This window comes from Sulfitobacter sp. HNIBRBA3233, assembly GCF_040149665.1.
Lineage (GTDB): Bacteria > Pseudomonadota > Alphaproteobacteria > Rhodobacterales > Rhodobacteraceae > Sulfitobacter > Sulfitobacter marinivivus.
This window is the reverse complement of the sequence record NZ_JBEFLP010000009.1, coordinates 1-19,428: the sequence shown is the minus strand read 5'-3', so window position 1 is coordinate 19,428 and position 19,428 is coordinate 1. Positions and strand designations below refer to the sequence as shown.

Annotated in this window: 19 protein-coding genes and 1 tRNA gene; 9 read left to right on the top strand and 11 right to left on the bottom strand. The window is 64.8% G+C overall.

Annotation, left to right across the window (positions count from 1 at the left end; genetic code table 11):
- Positions 1-74: 74 nt before the first annotated feature.
- A complete protein-coding gene (locus ABMC89_RS18605; RefSeq protein ID WP_349570671.1) occupies positions 75-560 on the bottom strand; it encodes a MarR family winged helix-turn-helix transcriptional regulator in 486 nt (161 codons plus the stop codon).
- A gap of 183 nt (positions 561-743) precedes the next feature.
- Here ABMC89_RS18605 and dctP (ABMC89_RS18600) point away from each other — a divergent pair, with 183 nt between their 5' ends.
- The 5 genes from dctP (ABMC89_RS18600) to mnmH all read left to right on the top strand — a co-directional run bounded on the left by dctP (ABMC89_RS18600) (position 744) and on the right by mnmH (position 6,010).
- Positions 744-1,748 carry a TRAP transporter substrate-binding protein DctP gene (gene dctP / locus ABMC89_RS18600; RefSeq protein WP_349570669.1) on the top strand — a complete coding sequence of 335 codons (1,005 nt, stop codon included), beginning with the start codon at positions 744-746 and terminating at the stop codon, positions 1,746-1,748.
- Position 1,749: 1 nt separating this feature from the next.
- The gene (locus ABMC89_RS18595; protein WP_349570667.1) at positions 1,750-2,304 is read left to right on the top strand and encodes a TRAP transporter small permease; all 555 of its coding nucleotides are present in this window, start codon (positions 1,750-1,752) and stop codon (positions 2,302-2,304) included.
- A gap of 4 nt (positions 2,305-2,308) precedes the next feature.
- Complete coding sequence (locus ABMC89_RS18590; RefSeq protein ID WP_349570665.1) at positions 2,309-3,616, top strand: TRAP transporter large permease; 1,308 nt, start codon at positions 2,309-2,311, stop codon at positions 3,614-3,616.
- Complete coding sequence (locus tag ABMC89_RS18585) at positions 3,613-4,623, top strand: alpha/beta hydrolase (protein ID WP_349570663.1); 1,011 nt, start codon at positions 3,613-3,615, stop codon at positions 4,621-4,623. Before ABMC89_RS18590 ends, ABMC89_RS18585 begins: the two co-directional genes overlap by 4 nt.
- Before the next feature lie 340 nt (positions 4,624-4,963).
- Positions 4,964-6,010, top strand: coding sequence for a tRNA 2-selenouridine(34) synthase MnmH (gene mnmH / locus ABMC89_RS18580; RefSeq protein WP_349570661.1), 1,047 nt, complete (start codon positions 4,964-4,966; stop codon positions 6,008-6,010).
- Here mnmH and selD read toward each other — a convergent pair.
- Positions 6,003-8,165, bottom strand: a complete 2,163-nt coding sequence (gene selD / locus ABMC89_RS18575; protein WP_349570659.1) for a selenide, water dikinase SelD — start codon at positions 8,163-8,165, stop codon at positions 6,003-6,005. The genes mnmH and selD overlap by 8 nt on opposite strands.
- Before the next feature lie 313 nt (positions 8,166-8,478).
- Here selD and dctP (ABMC89_RS18570) point away from each other — a divergent pair, with 313 nt between their 5' ends.
- From dctP (ABMC89_RS18570) to ABMC89_RS18555, 4 genes are all read left to right on the top strand, one after another.
- Positions 8,479-9,516 carry a TRAP transporter substrate-binding protein DctP gene (gene dctP / locus ABMC89_RS18570; RefSeq protein ID WP_349570657.1) on the top strand — a complete coding sequence of 346 codons (1,038 nt, stop codon included), beginning with the start codon at positions 8,479-8,481 and terminating at the stop codon, positions 9,514-9,516.
- Positions 9,517-9,607: 91 nt separating this feature from the next.
- The gene (locus ABMC89_RS18565; RefSeq protein ID WP_349570655.1) at positions 9,608-10,174 is read left to right on the top strand and encodes a TRAP transporter small permease subunit; all 567 of its coding nucleotides are present in this window, start codon (positions 9,608-9,610) and stop codon (positions 10,172-10,174) included.
- Positions 10,171-11,487, top strand: a complete 1,317-nt coding sequence (locus ABMC89_RS18560) for a TRAP transporter large permease (RefSeq protein WP_349570653.1) — start codon at positions 10,171-10,173, stop codon at positions 11,485-11,487. Before ABMC89_RS18565 ends, ABMC89_RS18560 begins: the two co-directional genes overlap by 4 nt.
- Before the next feature lie 264 nt (positions 11,488-11,751).
- Positions 11,752-11,973 carry a hypothetical protein gene (locus ABMC89_RS18555; protein WP_349570651.1) on the top strand — a complete coding sequence of 74 codons (222 nt, stop codon included), beginning with the start codon at positions 11,752-11,754 and terminating at the stop codon, positions 11,971-11,973.
- A gap of 66 nt (positions 11,974-12,039) precedes the next feature.
- On the opposite strand, the gene ABMC89_RS18550 is transcribed toward ABMC89_RS18555, so the two are convergent.
- From ABMC89_RS18550 to ABMC89_RS18510, 9 genes are all read right to left on the bottom strand, one after another.
- Positions 12,040-12,564, bottom strand: coding sequence for a UGSC family (seleno)protein (locus tag ABMC89_RS18550; protein WP_349570649.1), 525 nt, complete (start codon positions 12,562-12,564; stop codon positions 12,040-12,042).
- Positions 12,565-12,731: 167 nt separating this feature from the next.
- Complete coding sequence (locus tag ABMC89_RS18545; protein ID WP_349570647.1) at positions 12,732-14,321, bottom strand: TlpA family protein disulfide reductase; 1,590 nt, start codon at positions 14,319-14,321, stop codon at positions 12,732-12,734.
- A gap of 27 nt (positions 14,322-14,348) precedes the next feature.
- Positions 14,349-14,443, bottom strand: a tRNA-Sec gene (locus ABMC89_RS18540).
- 42 nt (positions 14,444-14,485) lie between these two features.
- On the bottom strand, positions 14,486-14,785 hold the full coding sequence (locus ABMC89_RS18535) for a CcdB family protein (protein WP_349570645.1): 300 nt from the start codon (positions 14,783-14,785) through the stop codon (positions 14,486-14,488).
- Entirely contained in the window at positions 14,782-15,033 is a 252-nt protein-coding gene (locus ABMC89_RS18530; protein WP_349570643.1) for a hypothetical protein, read from the bottom strand. The genes ABMC89_RS18535 and ABMC89_RS18530 overlap by 4 nt, the downstream gene beginning before the upstream one ends.
- A gap of 56 nt (positions 15,034-15,089) precedes the next feature.
- Positions 15,090-16,940: a selenocysteine-specific translation elongation factor gene (selB, locus tag ABMC89_RS18525; protein ID WP_349570641.1), complete on the bottom strand. Its 1,851-nt coding sequence runs from the start codon at positions 16,938-16,940 to the stop codon at positions 15,090-15,092.
- Positions 16,937-18,319, bottom strand: a complete 1,383-nt coding sequence (gene selA / locus ABMC89_RS18520) for an L-seryl-tRNA(Sec) selenium transferase (protein ID WP_349570639.1) — start codon at positions 18,317-18,319, stop codon at positions 16,937-16,939. Before selA ends, selB begins: the two co-directional genes overlap by 4 nt.
- Positions 18,316-19,026 carry a hypothetical protein gene (locus ABMC89_RS18515; RefSeq protein ID WP_349570637.1) on the bottom strand — a complete coding sequence of 237 codons (711 nt, stop codon included), beginning with the start codon at positions 19,024-19,026 and terminating at the stop codon, positions 18,316-18,318. Before ABMC89_RS18515 ends, selA begins: the two co-directional genes overlap by 4 nt.
- A gap of 187 nt (positions 19,027-19,213) precedes the next feature.
- Positions 19,214-19,428 (bottom strand): hypothetical protein (locus ABMC89_RS18510; protein ID WP_349570635.1); only part of this gene is annotated, 215 nt, incomplete at its 5' end.

The window sequence follows — 19,428 nt, the reverse complement described above, 5'->3', positions numbered from 1 at the left end:
GCATAGGCCCGCCTACAACGCTGTTGTCCATGAGGCCGTCGTAATTTAACGCAACAGTCCCCGTTGGCCTGGCCCTAGGAAATATTTGCCAAGGCTATCTTGCGCGACAGGCGCAGCGTAATATCCGTCAGAGCGGCGCGGTCAGAATCGTCCAGCAGCGAAAGCACCGTTTCTGCGCGGTCAGCATATGGCACGACAAGTTCGCGATACAGTTCCTTCCCCTTTTCGGTCAGATTAAGGAGGGAACGGCGGGCATCATTGGGGTCTGTGGCTCTGGAAACGAGCCCCTTTTGTTCCAGCTTTTTCACCCCGCGACTGATGTTGTTCCTTGGCAAGCCGGTGATCCGACAGATTTCCCACGCCATCATATTGGCCCGATGTGCCGTGACGTAGAGAACCACAAACTCCATTCTGGAAATGCCATGTGTCTTGTCGAAATTTGCATAAACAGGAAAGGTGAAGCTGTTGGCGATAAAGCATATTTGCCAGATCGCTCCGATTTCGCTCTCTTCAAGGATGTTTATTGCATCGGCAAAACGCTCATCCTTTTTCTCGGTCATCATTCCTGTCCTCTGTCACGCTTTGCTTCCGCGTGATGACAAAATTACGTGCCATCGTCACGATGTTTTTGATCGCACCCTTCCCAGATTGTCCCATATGGGACTTGACTTTGTTCCATATGGGACAAATAGTGACGAAACTTAAAGTGTTGTCAATCAACCATCCTTGGGAGGGGAAACGATATGACCGGGAAATTCACATCCTTTTTGCGGGCGCTCGCCGTCGCGGCGACCGGGCTTGCAGGTGGCGGGGCATTCGCTCCCGCAGCACAGGCCGAAGAACTGCGAATGCTGTCGGGCTTCTCGCCCAACTTCGTCTGGTACCGCGAAATCGGCCCGCAATTCATTGCATTGGTCGAAGAAAAGACCGGTGGCAATACGACCATCAGCTTTACCGGGCCAGACGCCGTTCCGACGTTCGAGCAGTTTCAACCGGTTCAGGCCGGCGTTTTTGACCTGCTGTTCACCCACCCTGCATACCACTCTGGCACGACGTCCGTCGGCCTTTCCATCGACGCGATCGATGTTGATCCGGTAAAGCGGCGCGATGTCGGCGTGATCGACTATATCGACGAGCACTACCAGAAGCTTGGTATGAAGCTGATCTCGGCGCCGTCCACAGGGACCAAGGGCTTTCGCTATTATCTGCGCGAACCGATCACCGGTACGCCGGGTCTTGACGGGCGGATCATCCGGGGCACGGTGTCGTATCATCCGATGATCAAGGCGCTGGGGGGAAGTCCGCTCAACATGCCGGTCAGTGATATCTATACAGCACTGCAGCGGGGCACCGTTGACGGCGCCGCGTGGGGGCTGACAGGGGCACGCGACCTGAAATGGAACGAGATCATCAGCTATATGGCGGACCCGGTGTTCGGGCAGGTCGGGGTGATGATCTTCATGAACCTCGATGCGTGGAACGCACTTGAGCCCGCCACACAGGAGGCACTTTCCTCCGCCGGGCGTGATCTTGAAATACAGGCCCAAGCGCATTTCGACGAGTTGCAGGTCGAGGAATACGATTGGCTCCTTGCGAATGGTATGACCGTGACCAATTTCTCCGAGTCCGAGGCATCCGAATTTGAACGCCTCTGGGCAGAGGGCGTATGGGAAGTCGCGACCGAAGTGTCCGGCGATGATGCGACCAATCTGCGCGAGCTGGCCAAAAACAACGGCATGACCCGTTAAAATGACCGGTCCTTCCAACGACAACGCAGCCGGGTCTTCCCGGCTGCACCACATGCTTGCGCCGGTGTTCCGTATTCTTGACGCGGTAACGCTGGCCGCTTTTCAGATCAGCGCACTTTTGCTTCTGGCGATCACGGCCCTGTATTGCATGGAGATCGTGATGCGGTACGCCTTTGCATCGCCCACGCTTTGGAGCCGGGACACCATCACCTATCTGCTGTGCGCCACGCTGATGCTGGCAGCGCCACAGGTTGCACGACGCAACACCCATGTGGCCATCACCATATTGGTCGACAGCCTTCCCGGTCGCATTCGCGGGGCCGTTGAAACAACGCTGGCGTTATCTACCGGACTGATCTCGGGCGGCGTAGCGTGGATTGCCGCACAAGAGACAGCACGCCTGATGAGCTCGGGCATTCTGACTCTGGGCACGATCGCGGTGCCGAAATGGTGGATTTTCCTCTTCATTCCGGTGGGGTTCGCGCTGGTTGCCCTGCAATTCCTGTCCCTGGCGCTTGATCGGTCGCGTCTGGGTCACGACAGAACACAGGTATAATCACATGGAATGGTATTGGGCACTGACGCTGTCGCTGGGCGTGCTTTTGATGCTGATGGCCTGCGGCCTGCCGGTCTTTGCAGCCTTTCTGGTTGCGAATTTCGGCGGCGTTCTTCTGGTGATCGGGCCGCGCGGGTTCGGCCTGTTTACCAACAGTATTTACGAAACCGTCACGTCCGAGACATTCGTGACCATCCCGCTTTTCATCTTGATGGGGGAAATCCTATTCCGCTCAGGATCTGTCGAGGTCCTGTCGAACGCGCTGGACAAGCTGATCGGCGGGATGCGCGGACGGCTTTATTTCCTGGTGATTGCGCTGTCGACCGTCTTTGGCGCCTTGTCGGGCTCGGCGGTTGCCGTGGCTGCAATGCTGGGGCGCTCGTTGCTGCCGCAGATGACGGCAAAGGGCTATGACAAGGGGCTCTCGAATTTCACCATCCTGGGCGGTGCGTCGCTCGCTCCGATTATCCCGCCCAGCCTTCTGGTCATCGTCATCGGGTCGTTGGTCAACAATGTTTCTATCGCTGGGCTGCTGATCGCCGGGCTGCTGCCCGGGGTCGTGCTGGCCACCCTCATGGGATGTTACGTTGCTCTACGGATCCGCATGAATCCCAAGCTGGCACCGCCTGCGCAGGCCGCCGAAGAGCGCACACCGGGCGGCAAGCTGCGCGCCATCGTCAGCACACTCCCATTCGGAATCGTGATTTTCTTTGTCATGGGGCTGATCCTTCTGGGCGTCGCGACCCCGTCAGAGGCGGCAGCCTCCGGCGTTCTGGGCGCGGCTATCACCGCAATCATTTACCGGCGGTTCACGCTGTCGATGATCTGGGACTCGCTGCAATCATCGGTCGGGATCAGCGCGATGATCATGCTGATCGTAGCCAGCTCAAAGCTGTTTGGACAGTTGTTGTCCTTTGTCGGGGCGACTGCGGGCCTTATTTCGTTCATTGGGGATCTCACGATCGATCCTTGGGTGATGCTTGTGATCCTCATGCTTGTGCCGCTGATCTTGTGCATGTTCGTAGACCAGTTTGCCTTCCTGTTGCTGGCGATCCCGCTCTATGAGCCGATCATCCGCACATACGGGTTTGATCCGATGTGGTTCTGGACGCTTTTCCTGATCAACCTGACCATCGGGAGCATAACGCCCCCATTCGGCTACACCCTGTTTGCCCTGAAGGGGGCAGCGCAGGACACCAGCCTCAAGGAGATATACCGCAGCGCCTGGCCTGTGGTTGCGATCTTCCTGTTCGGTCTGGCCCTTTTCGCAGCGGTGCCCGGGCTGGTGACATTTCTGCCGTCGCTGCTATGAACCGGATTGCGGTCTCAACCGGTGCTGAAGGGCCCGCAGCCTTTACGCACCAAATCGCATCGTCGGATACACCCGCGCTGCGTCTGCATCTGCGTGAGCGTCGCCCGCCGCCCGGTGTGGCGGTCCGGCCGACGCCACTGTTGCTGGTCCATGGCGCCACGATCGCCAGCGCGCTGTGGGATGCCGCGCTGCCGGGGTGGTCCTGGATGGACCGTTTGGCTGAGGACGGCCACCGGGTCTTCGCGCTCGATTTGCGTGGCTATGGTGGATCAACACGCCCGGCCTGTTTTGCAGGACCCGCCGAAGATGCGCGCGCCTACGCGCGGGCGTCGGAAGTTTTGACGGATGTATCCGATGCTGTGGATTTTGTTCTGGCCGAAACCGGCGCACGGCAGACCGATCTCTTGGGCGGATCATGGGGCAGCGTGGTCTGTGGCATGTTCATGGCGGATCATGCACGCGCCCGCGTGCGTCGGCTGATCCTCTATGCCCCGCTTTATGCGCAGACCGAGACGCGCCCCGACTGGCTTCCTCCGGCTGCGCATCCGCTGGATACCGACGACCTCGAACGCCAGTTCGGTGCATATCGCTGGGTGTCGCTTGACGACCTGCGGCGCCGTTGGGACGCTGAAATTCCACCGCAGGAGACACCTAGTTGGCGGCCAGAAGGTATGCTTGAGAGGATGGTCGCTGACTACATAGATCCTTCTGAACCCGGGCAGCGGTTTCAGGTTCCAAACGGTACATTGGTCGATCTAAGCTGTGTATTCAGTGGCAAAGCGGTTTTTGATTGCTCGCGAATTACCGCTCCGACGTTGCTGGTTCGTGGGGATGCCGATCCGATATCCACACATGCCGATGCCTGTCGTTTGCTTGCCGGCCTCGGGTCCGTGACGAAACGATATGAAATCATCCCGAACGGCGCCCATTTCATGGTTGCAGAGCGTGCTCTACCCAAGCTGCATTCCGTTGTCACAGGGTTCCTGCAATCGAACGACCTTAACTGAAAGCGCAAAATCCAGCAGTTCTCTGAATTGGCCTTCTCGGCTGGGGATTTATACCGACCAGTTGTCTGTCTCATCGTCTCCGCCCCAGAGCATCGCCCATGTTGTCTGGCTCTTGCTGTGCTACCGGTCCCACTCACCATCCTCTACCATCGGCACGACGCATTCGAGGTGTGGAAATCCGCGGCAAATGCCCCTTGAGAGGAGTTCACCCATCCATACGAAACGATCGCAACTCCAAGTATAAATCGAAAGACGTGATTTGTGGCGCCCGCCATGGGGATTTTGCGCGGGGCGTGCTACATGCCCATCAGGACGGTTTGCTGCCGGTTGCAAGGACACCATGACACCCCATTCCCTGACATCGCTGCGGTCGATCGCTGCAACCGGCGCGGATACGATCATCGACGTGCGCGCCCCCTCCGAGTTCGCCGAAGATCACGTGCCCGGCGCGATCAACCTGCCGGTGCTGAGCGATGCGGAGCGCGCCGAGGTCGGCACCATCTACAAGCAGCACAGCCCGTTTCTGGCCCGCAAGGTCGGGGCCGCGCTGGTTGCGCGCAACGCCGCGGCGCATCTGCAGGGGCCGCTCGCGGAATACGACGGCGCGTGGCAGCCGCTGGTCTATTGCTGGCGCGGCGGCCAGCGGTCGGGGGCATTCGCCACGATTCTGGATCAGGTCGGATGGCGGGTGCATCTGATCAAGGGGGGCTACCGCAGCTATCGCGGCCTGGTGAACAGCTATCTCTACGAGGGCAAGCTGCCGCACCGGGTGACCCTGCTGGACGGCGGGACAGGCACCGGCAAGACGGCGCTGTTGCACCATCTGCGCGACGCCGGGGCGCAGGTGATCGACCTCGAAGAGCTGGCCGCCCATCGCGGGTCGCTGTTCGGGGCCGTGTCCGAGGAGCAGCCCGCGCAGAAGATGTTTGAATCCCGCCTCGCCGCCGCGCTGGACGCGCTCGATCCCGAGCGGATGACGTGGATCGAAAGCGAAAGCAGCCGTGTCGGGGACCGGATTATCCCCCCTGCCCTGTGGTCGGCGATGTGCGCGGCGCCGCGGGTCGAGATCTCCGCGCCGCTGGACGCGCGCGCGGGGTTTCTGGGCGACGCCTATCCGGATCTGGTCGCGGACCGCGACAGGCTGGTGGCGCGCATCGACGATTTGCGCCCCTACCACGCGGCGGCGGTGATCGAGGACTGGCAGCAGCGGGCGGCGGCGGGCGACTGGCGCACGGTTGCCCGTGCCCTGATGGAGGTGCATTACGATCCGCGCTATGCCAAATCGCAGGCCCGCGCGAAGATCACCCCCGAGCGCATCGCGCTGGACGCGCTGGATCCCGGCACACTGGCCGCGACCGCGCGGACGCTGGTGGGCCGCTTCAGCTGACGGTGATCGGCCCCGCGCCCGCGCGCAGCGTGCCGATGATCGCTGCCTCCTCGCCTTCTTCGCGCAGCGCGCTCAGGGCTGCCTCGGCCTGGTCCGGCGCCACTGCGGCCAGCAGCCCGCCCGCCGTCTGCGGATCGAAAAGCAGCGGATCGGCCAGACCTGTCACCGCCACATCCGCGGTATTGGCGGGCAACAGCGAAGACGCCACCCCCGCATCGGACAGCGCCCGCGCACCGGGATAGACCGGCACCGCGCTGCCGGTGATCTCGGCCCGTACCCCCGAGGCGCTGCAGATCGCCTGCACATGACCCAGAAGGCCGAAGCCCGTCACATCCGTCATCGCATGCGCGCCGGACAGGATCCGCGCAGCACCCGCCTGCGGCCGGGCCATCCGCTCCAGCGTGTCGGCCAGAACCCGCGCCGGCGCGCGCCCGGCCATATGCGCGGCAAGGATCACGCCGGTCCCGATCGGGCGGGTCAGCAGCAGCACATCGCCCGCGCGCGCGCCTGCATTGGTGACAGGCATCGTGGCCCGCGTGCCCGTTACCGTAAAGCCCACGGTCAGCTCGGCCCCCATCGTCGTATGCCCGCCCACCAGCGCGGCACCGGCCGCGGCAAACACCTCGCGGGCGGTATCGGTGATCTCGCGCAGGGTGCGGTCCTGAAGGGTGGCGGACATGCGCGGCAGGATCAGCGTAGAGAGCGCAGTCTGCGGCGCGGCGCCCATCGCCCAGACATCGCCAAGCGCGTGCACCGCCGCGATGCGGGTCATCATCACGGGGTCCTCGACGAAGCCGCGCAGGTGATCGGTGCTGAGCACCTGAAACCCGCCGCCGGGCTGGCGCAGGATCGCCGCATCATCCCCGGTTCCGGTAACGACGTCGGGATGTCCGTCTGTCGCGCCCGCAAGTGCCGCGCGCAACACGCCCCCGCCCACCTTGGCCCCGCAGCCGCCGCAGAGCGGGGTGCGCTGGTCTGCGTCGCGCACGCCTTCGGCGACGGGCCCGGTCAGGTCGGGCGCGGCCATTGCGGGCAGCTCCGACAGCTTGTCCATGAAGGCACGGTCGATCCGGTCTTTCCAGCGCCAGAGTGCGGGCGCGGCAAAGGCCAGCCCCCATTTTTCCGCGAGCGCAGATTTGTCGCCCAGCGAGATCAGCTTGAGATAGGATTTTTGCGGGCGGAACGGGCGCATCGGCCCCCCCGACAGGGCGGCGCGCAGATTGTCGTGCAGCACCGGTGCGGCGCGGACGGCGAACACCCCCGCCTTCGGGCGCGGCGCGAAAGGCATGTGCGCACAGTCGCCCACCGCGAAGAGGGTGTCGCAGCCCTTCACCCGCAGGTCGGGTTCGACCACGATGAAGCCCTCGTGCAGGGGCAGACCGGTCCGCGCGATCCAGTCATGGGCGAAGGCGCCCGCCGCCCCCACGCAGAGCGCCGCCGCAACCGGCTCCTGCCCGTCCAGATGTACCGCATCCCCCGTGATGTCCGTGATGCGCGCGCCGGTCAGAACCGTGACCCCCAGATCGCCCATGGCGCGCAGCAGCCGCGCGCGCGCACGCCCCCCCACGCCGGAAATCTGCGGCCCCGCCTCGATCACCGTGATCTGCGGCGCGGCCCCGCCTGCGCGCAGGGCGTGCGCCATCGCCATCGCCAGTTCGCACCCCGCGACGCCACCGCCGATCACCGCAACACGCGCGGGTTTCTCGCCCGCCGCCACGGCATCGCGAAACCCCCGCCAGGCGCGGGCGTAGCGGTCGAGCGGCTTGGCCCCCACGGCATGATCGGCGAACCCGCTGATATCCATCGCCGCCGTGATCCCGATGTCGAAGGACGCGACATCGTAGGCCACCGGGCCGCGCCCCTCGACCTGGATCGTCCGCGCCTCGCGGTCGATGCCCGTGGCATGGCCGAGGATCAGCCGCGCCCCCGCGAAACGGCAGAGCCGCATCAGGTCAATCTCGAGCGTGTCACGACTGTAGTGGCCTGCCACATGACCCGGCAACATGCCCGTATAGGGCGCCGTCGGGCCGGGGTTGATCAGCGTCAGACGCGCCCCCGGCAGCGGATCCATGCCCCATTTGCGCAGCACCAGCGCATGGGCATGGCCACCACCGATCAGAACCAGATCACGGGTCAGGGGCGCGGCGCTCAGCATCTGTCGCGCGGAATATCGGGGCGGGATGTCATACCCCTTTCTTTGCCCATCGCGCCCGGTTTGTCCAAGGCATAAGCGCGGCAGAGCGCCCGCGCGGCGAAAACCCCGCAATCGGCCCGACGCGGGAAACCGCGCCCCATTTTTTGCGGTCCGGAATTCCGCTGTGCGAAACAAATCGCCAGCTCCGTCAATAATCTAGTTGAGCATTCCCCTGAGACAGGTCAGGATCAGCGCACGACATTACCCCCTCGCCAAGGGGCAGGCACGCCGGTGGAGCGGCGCGCCGACACTGAAAAACCATAGGGAGAAAATCATGACAAAAGCGAACATCAACCGCAGAACGATGCTGCGCGGCGCCGCAGCGGCAACCGTCGCAACACCCGCGCTTGTCGGTGCCGGACTGGCACAGGGCCAGGTCACATGGCGCGTGCAGGCGCATTGGCCAAAGGCATCGAGCTCGTTCACCGACAGCCTCGGTGTGATCGCAACGCAGCTTGAGGAAAAGACCGAAGGCGCGTTCAAACTGGAACTGCTGGGCGCGGGCGAATTCGCCAAGGGCCCCGACATCTATAACATCGTGCGCAAGGGCGTTGTCCCGATGGGCACGATCAGCCCGTCCTACATCAACGACCAGGCCGAGGCCGCGACATTCGTCTACGGCATCCCCGGCACCCTGCGTCAGGCGTGGGAAATGGAACACGCGATGAAGAACCTCGGCGTCGAGGCGCTGGTCAACGAAGAACTGAACGCCGACGGTGTGCACCTGATGTGCGAAAAGGTCCTGCCGACGGAAATGACCCTGTCGAAGAAGATCGAATCCGCCGCCGATTTCCAGGGCCTCAAGATCCGGTCCTCGGGTTCGATGCTGGATTACCTCGCCGCCGCAGGGGCCGCGCCGCAATATATCGCGGGCTCCGAACTCTACCAGTCGCTCAGCTCGGGCGTGGTGGACGGCGCGCATTGGGGTGCGGCCATCGGCGCGCAATCCATGTCGCTGTGGGAAGTGTGCAAATACCACTACAAGCCGGTTCTGGCCCAGACCACGGACGCGTTCGTCATGAACATCGATGCGCTCGAAGAGCTGCCCGAGGACCTGCGCGCCGCGCTGGAGGAAATCATCACCACGCGCTTCTTCCTGCGCTCGGCGGAATACCAGCACAAGGAAGCGATCGCGCTGTCCGAAGGTGTGGCGAATGAGGGCATCGAGGTCGTGCAGCTGCCCGACGACGTGCTGGAAATGCTCGCCAATGCCTCGGCCACGATCCTCGAGACCGAAGGCCAGAAGGGCGAGCGCGCGGCCAAGGCTGCCGACGTCTACCGGACACTGATGAAGGACATGGGCTACGTCTAAGCCCGGTGTTCGATTGGCGGGCAGCCCCTGACGGGGCTGCCCGTCTTTTCGTCTTTACGGTCCCATTCCCTTTTTCAAGGAGGTACGCGGCATGTTGCAATTCGCCCGCGCCGTCACGCGCGTTAACCGTTTTATCGGGCGATGGGTATCGCTTGCGGTGCTCGTCATCTTCGCCCTTCTGCTGGCCGATGTCGTCATGCGCTATCTCGTCGGCAGCCCCACGATCTGGACCGCCGAACTGGCGACGCTGATCTTCGGCGCCTATGCGATCATCGGCGGTGGCTATCTGCTGGCCGAACGCGGCCATGTGAACGTCGATATTTTCTACGGGCGCCTGCGGCGGCGGCAGCGATCTTTGCTGGACGTGCTGACATGGCCTCTGTTCCTGCTGTTCGTGGGTGTCCTGCTCTGGCAGGGGTGGGACATCGCTTCGGACGCGATCGAGGACATGGAGCGTTCGAACTCGGTCTGGAAAGCGCCCCTGTGGCCGACCAAGGCCCTGATCCCCGTCGCCGCGATCCTGCTTTTGTTGCAGGGGGTTGTGCGGCTTTGGGCCGATATCCGCGTGCTGCGCGGCCTGCCCGTTCCCGATGATATTTTCGGCAAGCCCGGTGACCCGGACGAGACCGAGGAAAACGCGCAGGAGATGCAAAGATGAGCGTCGAACTACTGACGATCCTGTTCTTCGGAAGCCTTCTGGTCTTCCTGATGCTGGGCACGCCGCTGGCCTTCGTTCTGGGCGGCGTGTCGGTGGTGTTTCTCTATTTCGAAATGGGGCCGATCGGGTTTTACCTGCTGGCCTCCAAGATGTGGGAGACGATGCAATCGCCGACGTTGATGGCCATTCCGCTGTTCGTGTTCATGGCGATCCTGCTTGAGAAGTCGGGGGTTGCGAATGACCTCTACGACATGATGCACCAATGGTGGGGCGGCCTGCGCGGCGGCCTGGCCATTGGGACGGTCCTGATCTGCGTGATTTTCGCCGCCATGTCCGGTATTTCGGGGGCCGCCGTCGTGACGATGGGCACCATCGCCCTGCCCAAGATGCTGGAGCGGGGGTACGACAAGAAGCTGGCGCTGGGGGCCATCAACGCCGGGGGCGGCTGGGGGATCCTGATTCCGCCGTCGATCCTGATGGTTCTCTATTCGCTGCTGACCGAAGTGTCGGTCGGGCGCCTGTTCGCCGCCGGTATCGGGCCGGGACTGACGCTGTTCATCCTCGTGTCGATCTACATCGGCGTGCGCTGCTGGTTGCAGCCGCATCTCGGACCCGCACTGCCGAAAGAGGAGCGGGCGAACTGGAACCAGAAGCTGCGGTCGCTGAAGGCCGTGATCCTGCCGATCCTGATCGTGGTGATCGTGCTTGGCGCGATCTTCGGCGGCTTTGCCACGCCGACCGAAGCGGCGGCCATCGGCGTTTTCGGCGCCATGGTGGCGACCGGCATCAACGGGCAGCTCAGCCGCCGGGTGATCCATCGCGCGACCATCGACACGCTGAAGCTGACCGCACTGGTTATGTGGATCCTCTTTGCCGCCCACGCGTTTTCGACCGCCTATACGGCGCTCGGTGCGCAGAGCCTCATCCAGGACATCATGACCCTGATTCCCGGCGGACGCTGGGGGGCGCTGTTCTTCATGCTGATGGTGCTGTTCTTCTTCGGGATGGTGCTTGATCCGGTCGGTATCATGCTGATCACACTGCCGGTGTTCCTGCCGGTGGTGACTGCGGCAGGGTTCGATCCGATCTGGTTCGGGATCCTTTTCATCATCATGATGGAGGTCGGCTACATGACGCCGCCATTCGGGTTCAACCTGTTCTACCTCAAGGGGGTGGCACCGCCGGATGTGACCATGGGTGACATCTATGCCTCGGTCTTTCCCTATGTGGTGGTGACGCTGATCGGTGTCGGCCTGATCATCCTGTTCCCGGGGATTGCCCTGTACCTTCCGGAGGTTTTCTACGGCAAGTAGCAATGCGCCGGGCGGGTTTTCGGGCCCGCCCGGCGGAGTGTCCACGCATTGTTATCCGATAACGAAAGGGGCGGGGTGGCGGGAGTTCGCCACCCCGCCCCTTTCGTTATCGGATAGCTGCACGAGGCTGTCGTAGAGGGATGGCATCGGCGATCAGAACCGGGGGCGCATGAAACCGCCCGCCGCTTTGCCCCGACGCCACCCGCGCCACGGCGCATCCCTTAACGATACCGGACGCGTGCCGGTCCCTCAGGAGACCAAGACATGAAAACAGTTTATTCCCTTATCGCCGCAGCGGCGCTTCTTTCTGCCTGTGCACCGGGCGCGGCCATCGACAGCGACATGGAGCGCGCGCTGGTCGGTGCCGCGGCAGGCTATGGCGCGGCCAAGGTCGTCGGCGGCAACGGTGACCGCGGCGCGATCATCGGCGGGCTTGCCGGTGTGTTCTGCGACGATGCAGGCGTCTGCCGCCGCGCGCGCAACTGATCGCACCCGCAGGGCCGGCAAACATCAAAGGGGGCGCGCGTGAGAGATCACGCGCGCCCCGGTTTTTCAGCTATCGGCAACGAGAGCGGCAAGGATCGTGTCGACCGCATCGCGGGCTTTCGCGCGCATTTCGTCGTCGGTGGCGTCCTGGATGGGATGCGGCACCAGCACATAGGCCGCGTCTTGCATCCCCAGCGCACGGCGCTGAACATCTGCGGCCTGATCGAACTCGGACGAGGCAACGCTGACAGACGGGAGTCCCTGGATTTCAAACCAGACTGTGTCGTGCATACTGCACGTCGTACAGGACCCTCAGTCAGCGAGACCTTCGATCACCAGATCGCATTCGTCGCGGATCTGCGCGCGCAGCGCATCCGGGCAGGGTTTTGCGAATGTCGGTTTGCGGTAGCGGCGCACCGTGACATCGGGTGCCCGCTCGCCGATCAGGCGTTCGAGTTCATCAAGCAGCACGGAGCCGCGCGGCTTGCTGATATCGAGCAACCCGAGCGTTCCCGACAGGCCTGACGCGCGTGCGGAAATCTGCCGCTCGACCGGTGTCGTCTCGTTCGTGGGATCGAGGATTGTGACCATATTCTTCCTCCTTTCACCCCCAGCTTACGGCGCGGTATGCCCTGCGCGCAAGCACCGCGTTGGAGCCCGTGGCGGGTAACACCAAAGCATGCGCAGGCTGAGAGTGCGGGATTGAGTTTAAAGGCAAAATGGAGACAGGGGACGGCGCGCGCCCCCTGCCCCGTCGCCTAGCCGAGGTCGATCTTGCGCGAGACGGCGACCGAGCCGACCTCCCCCGTGGCCCAGCCGTGGAAGGCGGAGGAAAACTTGCCCGCCTCCCCGCCGGCCACAACGATGTGGATGTATTCGTGACCGGCAAATTTCGGTGCCAGCTGCGCGAGTTCTTCCGCCCCCATCCGGGCGGCCATTTCCTGGGCGATGCCCGCGCCGGAGTCGTCGTCGGCGACCATCTCGCTCAGCGGGCGGGAGGTGACCTGCTGGATCCGCTCGCGCAGCCGCTCCTTGGAATAGTCGCCGTCGCGCATCAGCGTGTTGAGGTGTTCGGGGCAGACCACCAGCAGCGCGTCGATGGGCAGGTTGTGCATCTTGGGCAGGTAGAGCCCCTCGAGCCCCTGCCCGAGCGATCCCGCGATCTGGTCGGGCGCGCGCGATGTCTGGTCGACGATGTGCACCGGTCCGCCCGTCATCGCGATCACCGTGACAACCGAATCCTCGGCATCGAAGCCGCGTTCGACATGCAGAGGCGGCCATGGCGAGCGTTCCTCGGCCTCGGCGAAACACATGGTGTATTTCATCGGGTTGCCGAGGGCCGAGCGTTCGACCCCGCCGGTCGTGGCACCGCCCACATTGCGCACCACCAGCCGCAGCGCCCGCCCGATGGTTGCATTGGCGCGGTTGCCGGCGCCGAGCGCCGCGAGGCCCGAGTTCATCCCGATGCGGTTGCGGATCGGACCGTTGACGATCACCACGGGAGCGGCCCCCATCGTGGTCGCGGTGACACCGTGGATGTTGAATTCATCCGTGCAGGCGGCCTCGACCGCGGCGATGACGACCGGCAGGTATTCCGGTTTGCAGCCGGCCATCACGGCGTTGATCGCGATTTTTTCGACCGTGGCCTGGCCCATGTTGGGCGGCACGGTGGCGATCACATCCTGCGGGTCGCGGTGCGTGCCCGCCAGCATCCGCGACACCCGTTCGGGCGTGGGCGCGACAAGGGGCAGACCGTCGGAGAAGCCCTGATCGAACATGAACTCGACCTCGTCGTCGACGGACGCGATATCGATCCGCCGTGCCAGCATCCTGTCACCGTCCGCCATTGCCCGCAACTTGTCGTAGAGATCGGGGTCGAGGTGTTTGGACCCGCAGCCCGGGCGCCACGCGGGCAGCGCGTCCCAGTCGATCGCGGCGGCCGGCAGGCCCGTTGCCGCTGCAAGATCGGAAGACAGCGTTTGCCAGTCCTCGCGAACGAAGCCTTCGAAATGGCGCTGGACGGTGCCCTCCGCGTCGATCCAGTAGAGGGCGGGCACGATCTCGAAATCCCACTCAAAGGAGGTCCGGCAGCCGGCATCGTCGAGCACCGGCATTTCCAGCCCGTGCCGCTGCGCGTAGGTGGCGTTTTCCGCCCCCGACTGCCCCACGAGGAGCATCGGCATTTCCGCGCCATAGGCGGCGTGCAGACCGGCCAGAACCGGTGCGGCGGTGTTGCAGGTTTCGCAATCTTCCTTGACGAAGCAGACAAGCACCGGACCGGTGCTGTCAAAAGCGTGGCTTTGGCCATCCAGTCCTGTCAGCGAGAAGCTCGGGCGGGGGGTGGTCATCTGTTCTGTCTCCTCGTTCGGTTCCGGTGGCGGAGATGGATGGGAATCGAACCCACCACGCGCCCCGAGAGCGCGTCCGTGGTTTTGAAGACCAGGGAAGCCACCAGACTCCAGTCACCTCCGTTGGGCGCAAGACTAAGGCCTCGCGCGGCGAACGCAACGCCTCAAAACCCCGTCACCAGAAGATCGACGGCGCGGATGATATCGTCGCGCGCGCCCTCGGCGCTGCCGATGGGCGTGCCGAGTTCCGACGCGGGCAGCGCAACCATCTGCGTCATCAGAACGAGGTGCGGATCGCCCGCAACCGTCACCGGGACATGCAGCAGGGGCACCGGCATCCCCCAGCCCGCGCGCGCGACGACCGGTGCCGACAGGATATAGGCGGTATCGGTCCCAAGATCGCTCTGGATACGGCAGACGATTTCACCGCCGCCGCGCAGCCGGTAGAGGGCGAACTGGCTCACCCGCCGGCGGCGTGGCGAAAGCTGGCGAGTGTCGGCCCTTCGGTGTCGAGCTTGTCCGCCTCGAACGCCAGCGCGTCGCGGGCGGAGGCGACCCATGCCTCCTGCGCGCGGGCGGCGCGGGCGCGGGCCACGCCCTCGTCGACGAAGCGGCGCACGATCTCGGCCACCGGAACGCCCTCGGCGCGGGCTTCTGCCTCCAGTGCGGCCTTACGTTCGGCACCGATGTCGCGGATGTTGAGGGCTGTCATGGGATGCTCCGTCTGTCAAAGTGTCTACGCAAATGTGTAGCGTCGGGTGGCGCGGGTCAAGGGGCCATCCGCCGCGCGTCGCCCTCGCGCAGGGTGATACCGGTGCGGTCGAAGTGCTCCAGCACCGGCACGATGAACTTGCGGGTGGTGGACAGCGCGGCGCGGGCGGCGCCGGTGCGAAAGACTGCGGGCGGAGGAAACGCCTGCCGCAACTCCTGCGCGGCGGCCACCAGCGCATCGCGGTGGAAGAGGATCCACTGCCCCAGCCCCACGTTTTCCAGCCGCACCACGCGACCGTCCCGCAGCAGCAGGTCCAGGATATCCGCCTCTTGCCCGTCCAGCGCGCCGAGATCCGGCGGCGACATGCCGCCCTCGCGCAGATGCGCCTCGATGCGTTCGGCGCAGTCGCGCGCGGCTGCATCCATCTGCGCCATGGGATCGTGGGTGCAGAGCGCCAGCCCCGCCTCCTCGACGCGGATGGCACCGTCTTCCTGCAAGGCCCGTTCGACGACGGCCAGCATATCCGGCGCGAGGCCGAGCGCCCGCCGCGCCACCACGGCGCGCAGCGGGCGTTCGGCGTGCGCCGCCGCGAGCGCCGCCAGCAGGCCTGCCTTGCCCGCATCGAGGGCGTCGCGCGGCACGATCAGATCCGGTTCGACCCGCAGGAAATGACCCCGCAGCAGCGGCCAAAGCGTGTCGGGCGCCTGTCGCGCCAATCTGGCGATATCGGTCAGCGGCGCGGGCCCCTGCCCTGCCATCGCCCGTGCGATCTGCACCGGATCACACGCCTGAGCGGCCCCCAGCACCGCTTCGCGGTCGCGCAGCCGGAGATCGGGCGGAGAGGGGTCCAGCACGGTCAGCCCGCCGCAGGTCTGCGCCGGAGACAGGTGGCGCAACACGGCGCGCTGGCCCGCGAAAGCGACCTGCGGGCGGTCGAACTGCAACCGGGCAAGACCGCGCGCACCCGGGCGCAGCCCCTCGGACGGCCTGTCCAGCAGCCGCAGCCGCGCAACGGCAGCAGTAGTCCCGATCAGCACGCGCAGCTGCTGCATGTGGCGCAGGCCCGTGGCCCCGTCCAGCACCGCGACCTCCACATCCCAGTGATCCGACGCCGCGATATCCGCACCGGCAACCAGCGTGTCGCCCGCGGCAAGATCCCCGGCATCGACACCGCGCAGGTTCACGGCCACGCGCCCGCCGGGATCTACGCGGTCCTGCGGCTCTCCCCTGCTTTGCAAGCTGCGTGCGGTGGCATCCCTGTTCTGCGGGACGATCCGCAGGCTGTCGCCGGTGGCAATCGGCCCGCCCAGAAGCGTGCCGGTCACCACGACCCCCCTGCCCTGCACGGTGAAAACCCGGTCGATGGGCAGAAACGCGTGGCCTGGCGCATCCACCCGCACCGGCCGCGCGGACAGCGCCCCGATCGCGGCGTGTATGTCGTCGAGGCCCGATCCCTCGCTGGCCGAACAGGCAAGGACCGGCGCATCGGCAAAGGCGGTTGCCGCGAGGGCAGCACGAACCTCGTCGCGGCAGGCGGCAATCTGGTCGGGGTCCACACCGTCGCATTGGGTCAGGGCGACGACGCCATCGGACAGACCCAGCAATTCGGCAATGCGCAGATGCTCGCGGGTTTGCGCCGCGATCCCCTCGCGCACGGAGACAACCAGCAGGACCGCCCGTGCACCGCTGGCCCCGCGCACCATTGCGTGAATGAAATCCGCATGCCCCGGCGCATCGATGAAATCGACCACGCCAGCGGCATAGCTGCGATGGGCAAAGCCCGGTACGATCGACAGGCCGCGCCTGCGCTCCTCCTCCAGCCGGTCGGTATCGCGGCCTGTGAGCGCACGAACCAAGGAGGTCTTGCCATGGTCGACGTGGCCAATGACGACCACACTACAGGTCATGGGCAGAGCGCGCGCAACGCCGAGACGATCGCGGGCGTATCCGACGGCGCGGTGCTGCGCATGTCCAGCAGGACACGGCCCGCGTGAATGCGCCCGATCACCGGCGTCTGCGCCCCGCGCAGGGCGGCGGCAAGCGCGTCCGCCGATTGCCCCTCGCGGCGCAGGGCAATCGCGACACTCTGCAGATCACGTTCCGGCATCGCCCCTGCCCCGACCTGCGCGGCACTGTCTGTGATCTCCAGCTCCACCGGCCCCTCCACCTGCGCCACGATGGCTTCGGCGCGGGTGCGCAGCTCCGCCACCGGTGTTGCGAGCATCGCCAGAACCGGCACGTCGCGCAGCGGATCATGTGGCGGCAGATACAGGCGCAAGGTCGCGGCCAACGCGGCGAGTGTCATCTTGTCGCTGCGCAAGGCGCGGAACATCGGATGCGCGCGCAGCCGCGCCACCAGATCGGCGCGGCCCGCGATGATCCCTGCCTGCGGACCACCCAACAGCTTGTCGCCCGAGAACATCACCAGATCGACACCGCTGCGCAGGATGTCCGCGACAACGGGTTCGTCCCCCAACCCCTGCGCGGCCAGGTCAATCAGGATGCCGCTGCCCAGATCCTCCATCAGAACCAGATCGCGCTCGCGCGCCAGCGTGGCCAGTTCGCTGCGCGTCGGCGCGCCGGTGAATCCCACGATCCGGAAATTGCTCGCATGGCTTTTCAGCAGCACGGCGGTTTCCGCGTCCACCGCCTGCACATAGTCAGACAGGCGCGTCCGGTTCGTGGCCCCCACCTCGCGCAGCTGCGCCCCGCTCTGGGCGATCACATCGGGCAGGCGGTAAGAGCCTCCGATCTCGATCAGCTCGCCGCGCGAGGCGATGACGGACCGCCCCCGCGCGAGCGCCGTGAGGGCCAGAAGCACAGCCGCCGCGCAGTTGTTCACGACCAGCGCCGCCTCGGCACCGGTCAGCTGGCAGACCAGTTGCTCTGCCGCGGCGCCGCGCGCGCCCCGCTTGCCCGTCTCCAGATCGAATTCGAGCGCCTGCGCGCCCTCCCCCGCCTCTGCCGCCGCGTGCAGCGCTTCGGGTGCCAGCCGCGCGCGCCCCAGATTGGTGTGGATCAGGATCCCGGTGGCATTGACCACACCCGATGACGGCGGCGTCCGCCGGGCCACGATGGTCGCCTCGATTGTTGCGGCGAATGCGCCAGACGTGAAATCGGGCAAATCGGGTTGTTCGCCCGCCAGCAGCGCGTCCCGCAAGCCCTGTATCTGCGTGCGAAGGGCGTCCGTCACCTCCGCGTGGCTGTAGCGTTCGACCAGCGCCGCAAGCGTTTTCGCCTGTATCAGAGACTGTATCTGCGGCAGATCCCGAAGCGTGACGTTCATTTCGTGCCCCCTTCGAAGCGGACCGACGTCACCGGGCCGATTTGCCGCTCGACCGCGGCCACCAGAAGCGGCAGGTGATGGGTTTCGATGTAGCGCTGCACAAAGGCGCTCGGGGCTTCCATCGACAGTGTGCCGCGCGCCAGACCCAGAAAGCGCAACCGCCCGAACCACGAATTCACCAGACCGGCATGGTCGCCCTCAAGATCCTTCAGAACCGCGTGCCAGGTTCCGTCCGTCTCGGACGGATGTGTCTCTGACTCGGGCGTTTTCGTGTAGGCGGCCATCTGCACGACCTTCACATCGCCGCTGCGGTAGCGCGCGGCCATCCGGCGTTCGAAGTCGGGACCGACAAGCGGCCAGCACGGCTCGGACAGTTCGGCGATCCGGGCATAGTTCAACCGGTACGACCCCACCCTGCCCCGCACGCCGGGCTGTTTGCACAGCACGATGCGCGCGTCGGTCAGCCGCTTCATTTCGCGTTTCACCGTGCGTTCGTTCACCGACCACATCCGCGCCATGTCGCGTTGGCCGACGCTGAATTCATCGGCCCGCCAGTTGTAGCGGGCGGTCACCAGCGCGATCAGCCGCATCAGGGAGGTCTGCAAAGTCGGAGAGCCGTTGAGCCCGGCAACGCTCAGCGCGGTCAGCAGATCGTATTTCAGCCCGCCCGCCTCGGGGCCGGTCAGCCGTTGTGTTTCCATCTGCATGCCGTCACCCTGCCAATTGCGCCGCCTCGCTGGCCGACCTCTTCGGGCCGATTCCATCTGGTCCCAAGCAAAGCCCCAAATCCCGTATTTTGTCAACGCCCCCGAAAATACGGGATTGCGTTGTTTGAATTCAAAAATGATTTCTAGACCAGGTTAATAGGTTAAGGGTGACAGGAGTCGTGACACCCTATCTGGCCCCGGCTGTCACCAAAAGCACAGAATGCGGGCGTTTGCTGTCACCAAAACCCGTTGTGCAGAGGGCGCATTCATCCGCCTTTCCCTCTTGCAGGTCCGCCGTTTTGGCATTTCCCGAAATTAGCTTTTGCCCAAAGGGCGAAATCCCGTTATTCGTTGCAAAAGCCAAAAGAACGCGAGCAGACAGATGAGAGATCATAACGACCT

Excerpts from the sequence above, each read along its gene's own strand:
- ABMC89_RS18605 (WP_349570671.1), bottom strand. The coding sequence starts at position 560 with ATGACCGAGAAAAAGGATGAGCGTTTTGCCGATGCAATAAACATCCTT.
- dctP (WP_349570669.1), top strand. The coding sequence starts at position 744 with ATGACCGGGAAATTCACATCCTTTTTGCGGGCGCTCGCCGTCGCGGCG.
- ABMC89_RS18595 (WP_349570667.1), top strand. The coding sequence starts at position 1,750 with ATGACCGGTCCTTCCAACGACAACGCAGCCGGGTCTTCCCGGCTGCAC.
- ABMC89_RS18590 (WP_349570665.1), top strand. The coding sequence starts at position 2,309 with ATGGAATGGTATTGGGCACTGACGCTGTCGCTGGGCGTGCTTTTGATG.
- ABMC89_RS18585 (WP_349570663.1), top strand. The coding sequence starts at position 3,613 with ATGAACCGGATTGCGGTCTCAACCGGTGCTGAAGGGCCCGCAGCCTTT.
- mnmH (WP_349570661.1), top strand. The coding sequence starts at position 4,964 with ATGACACCCCATTCCCTGACATCGCTGCGGTCGATCGCTGCAACCGGC.
- selD (WP_349570659.1), bottom strand. The coding sequence starts at position 8,165 with ATGCTGAGCGCCGCGCCCCTGACCCGTGATCTGGTTCTGATCGGTGGT.
- dctP (WP_349570657.1), top strand. The coding sequence starts at position 8,479 with ATGACAAAAGCGAACATCAACCGCAGAACGATGCTGCGCGGCGCCGCA.
- ABMC89_RS18565 (WP_349570655.1), top strand. The coding sequence starts at position 9,608 with ATGTTGCAATTCGCCCGCGCCGTCACGCGCGTTAACCGTTTTATCGGG.
- ABMC89_RS18560 (WP_349570653.1), top strand. The coding sequence starts at position 10,171 with ATGAGCGTCGAACTACTGACGATCCTGTTCTTCGGAAGCCTTCTGGTC.
- ABMC89_RS18555 (WP_349570651.1), top strand. The coding sequence starts at position 11,752 with ATGAAAACAGTTTATTCCCTTATCGCCGCAGCGGCGCTTCTTTCTGCC.
- ABMC89_RS18545 (WP_349570647.1), bottom strand. The coding sequence starts at position 14,321 with ATGACCACCCCCCGCCCGAGCTTCTCGCTGACAGGACTGGATGGCCAA.
- ABMC89_RS18530 (WP_349570643.1), bottom strand. The coding sequence starts at position 15,033 with ATGACAGCCCTCAACATCCGCGACATCGGTGCCGAACGTAAGGCCGCA.
- selB (WP_349570641.1), bottom strand. The coding sequence starts at position 16,940 with ATGACCTGTAGTGTGGTCGTCATTGGCCACGTCGACCATGGCAAGACC.
- selA (WP_349570639.1), bottom strand. The coding sequence starts at position 18,319 with ATGAACGTCACGCTTCGGGATCTGCCGCAGATACAGTCTCTGATACAG.
- ABMC89_RS18515 (WP_349570637.1), bottom strand. The coding sequence starts at position 19,026 with ATGCAGATGGAAACACAACGGCTGACCGGCCCCGAGGCGGGCGGGCTG.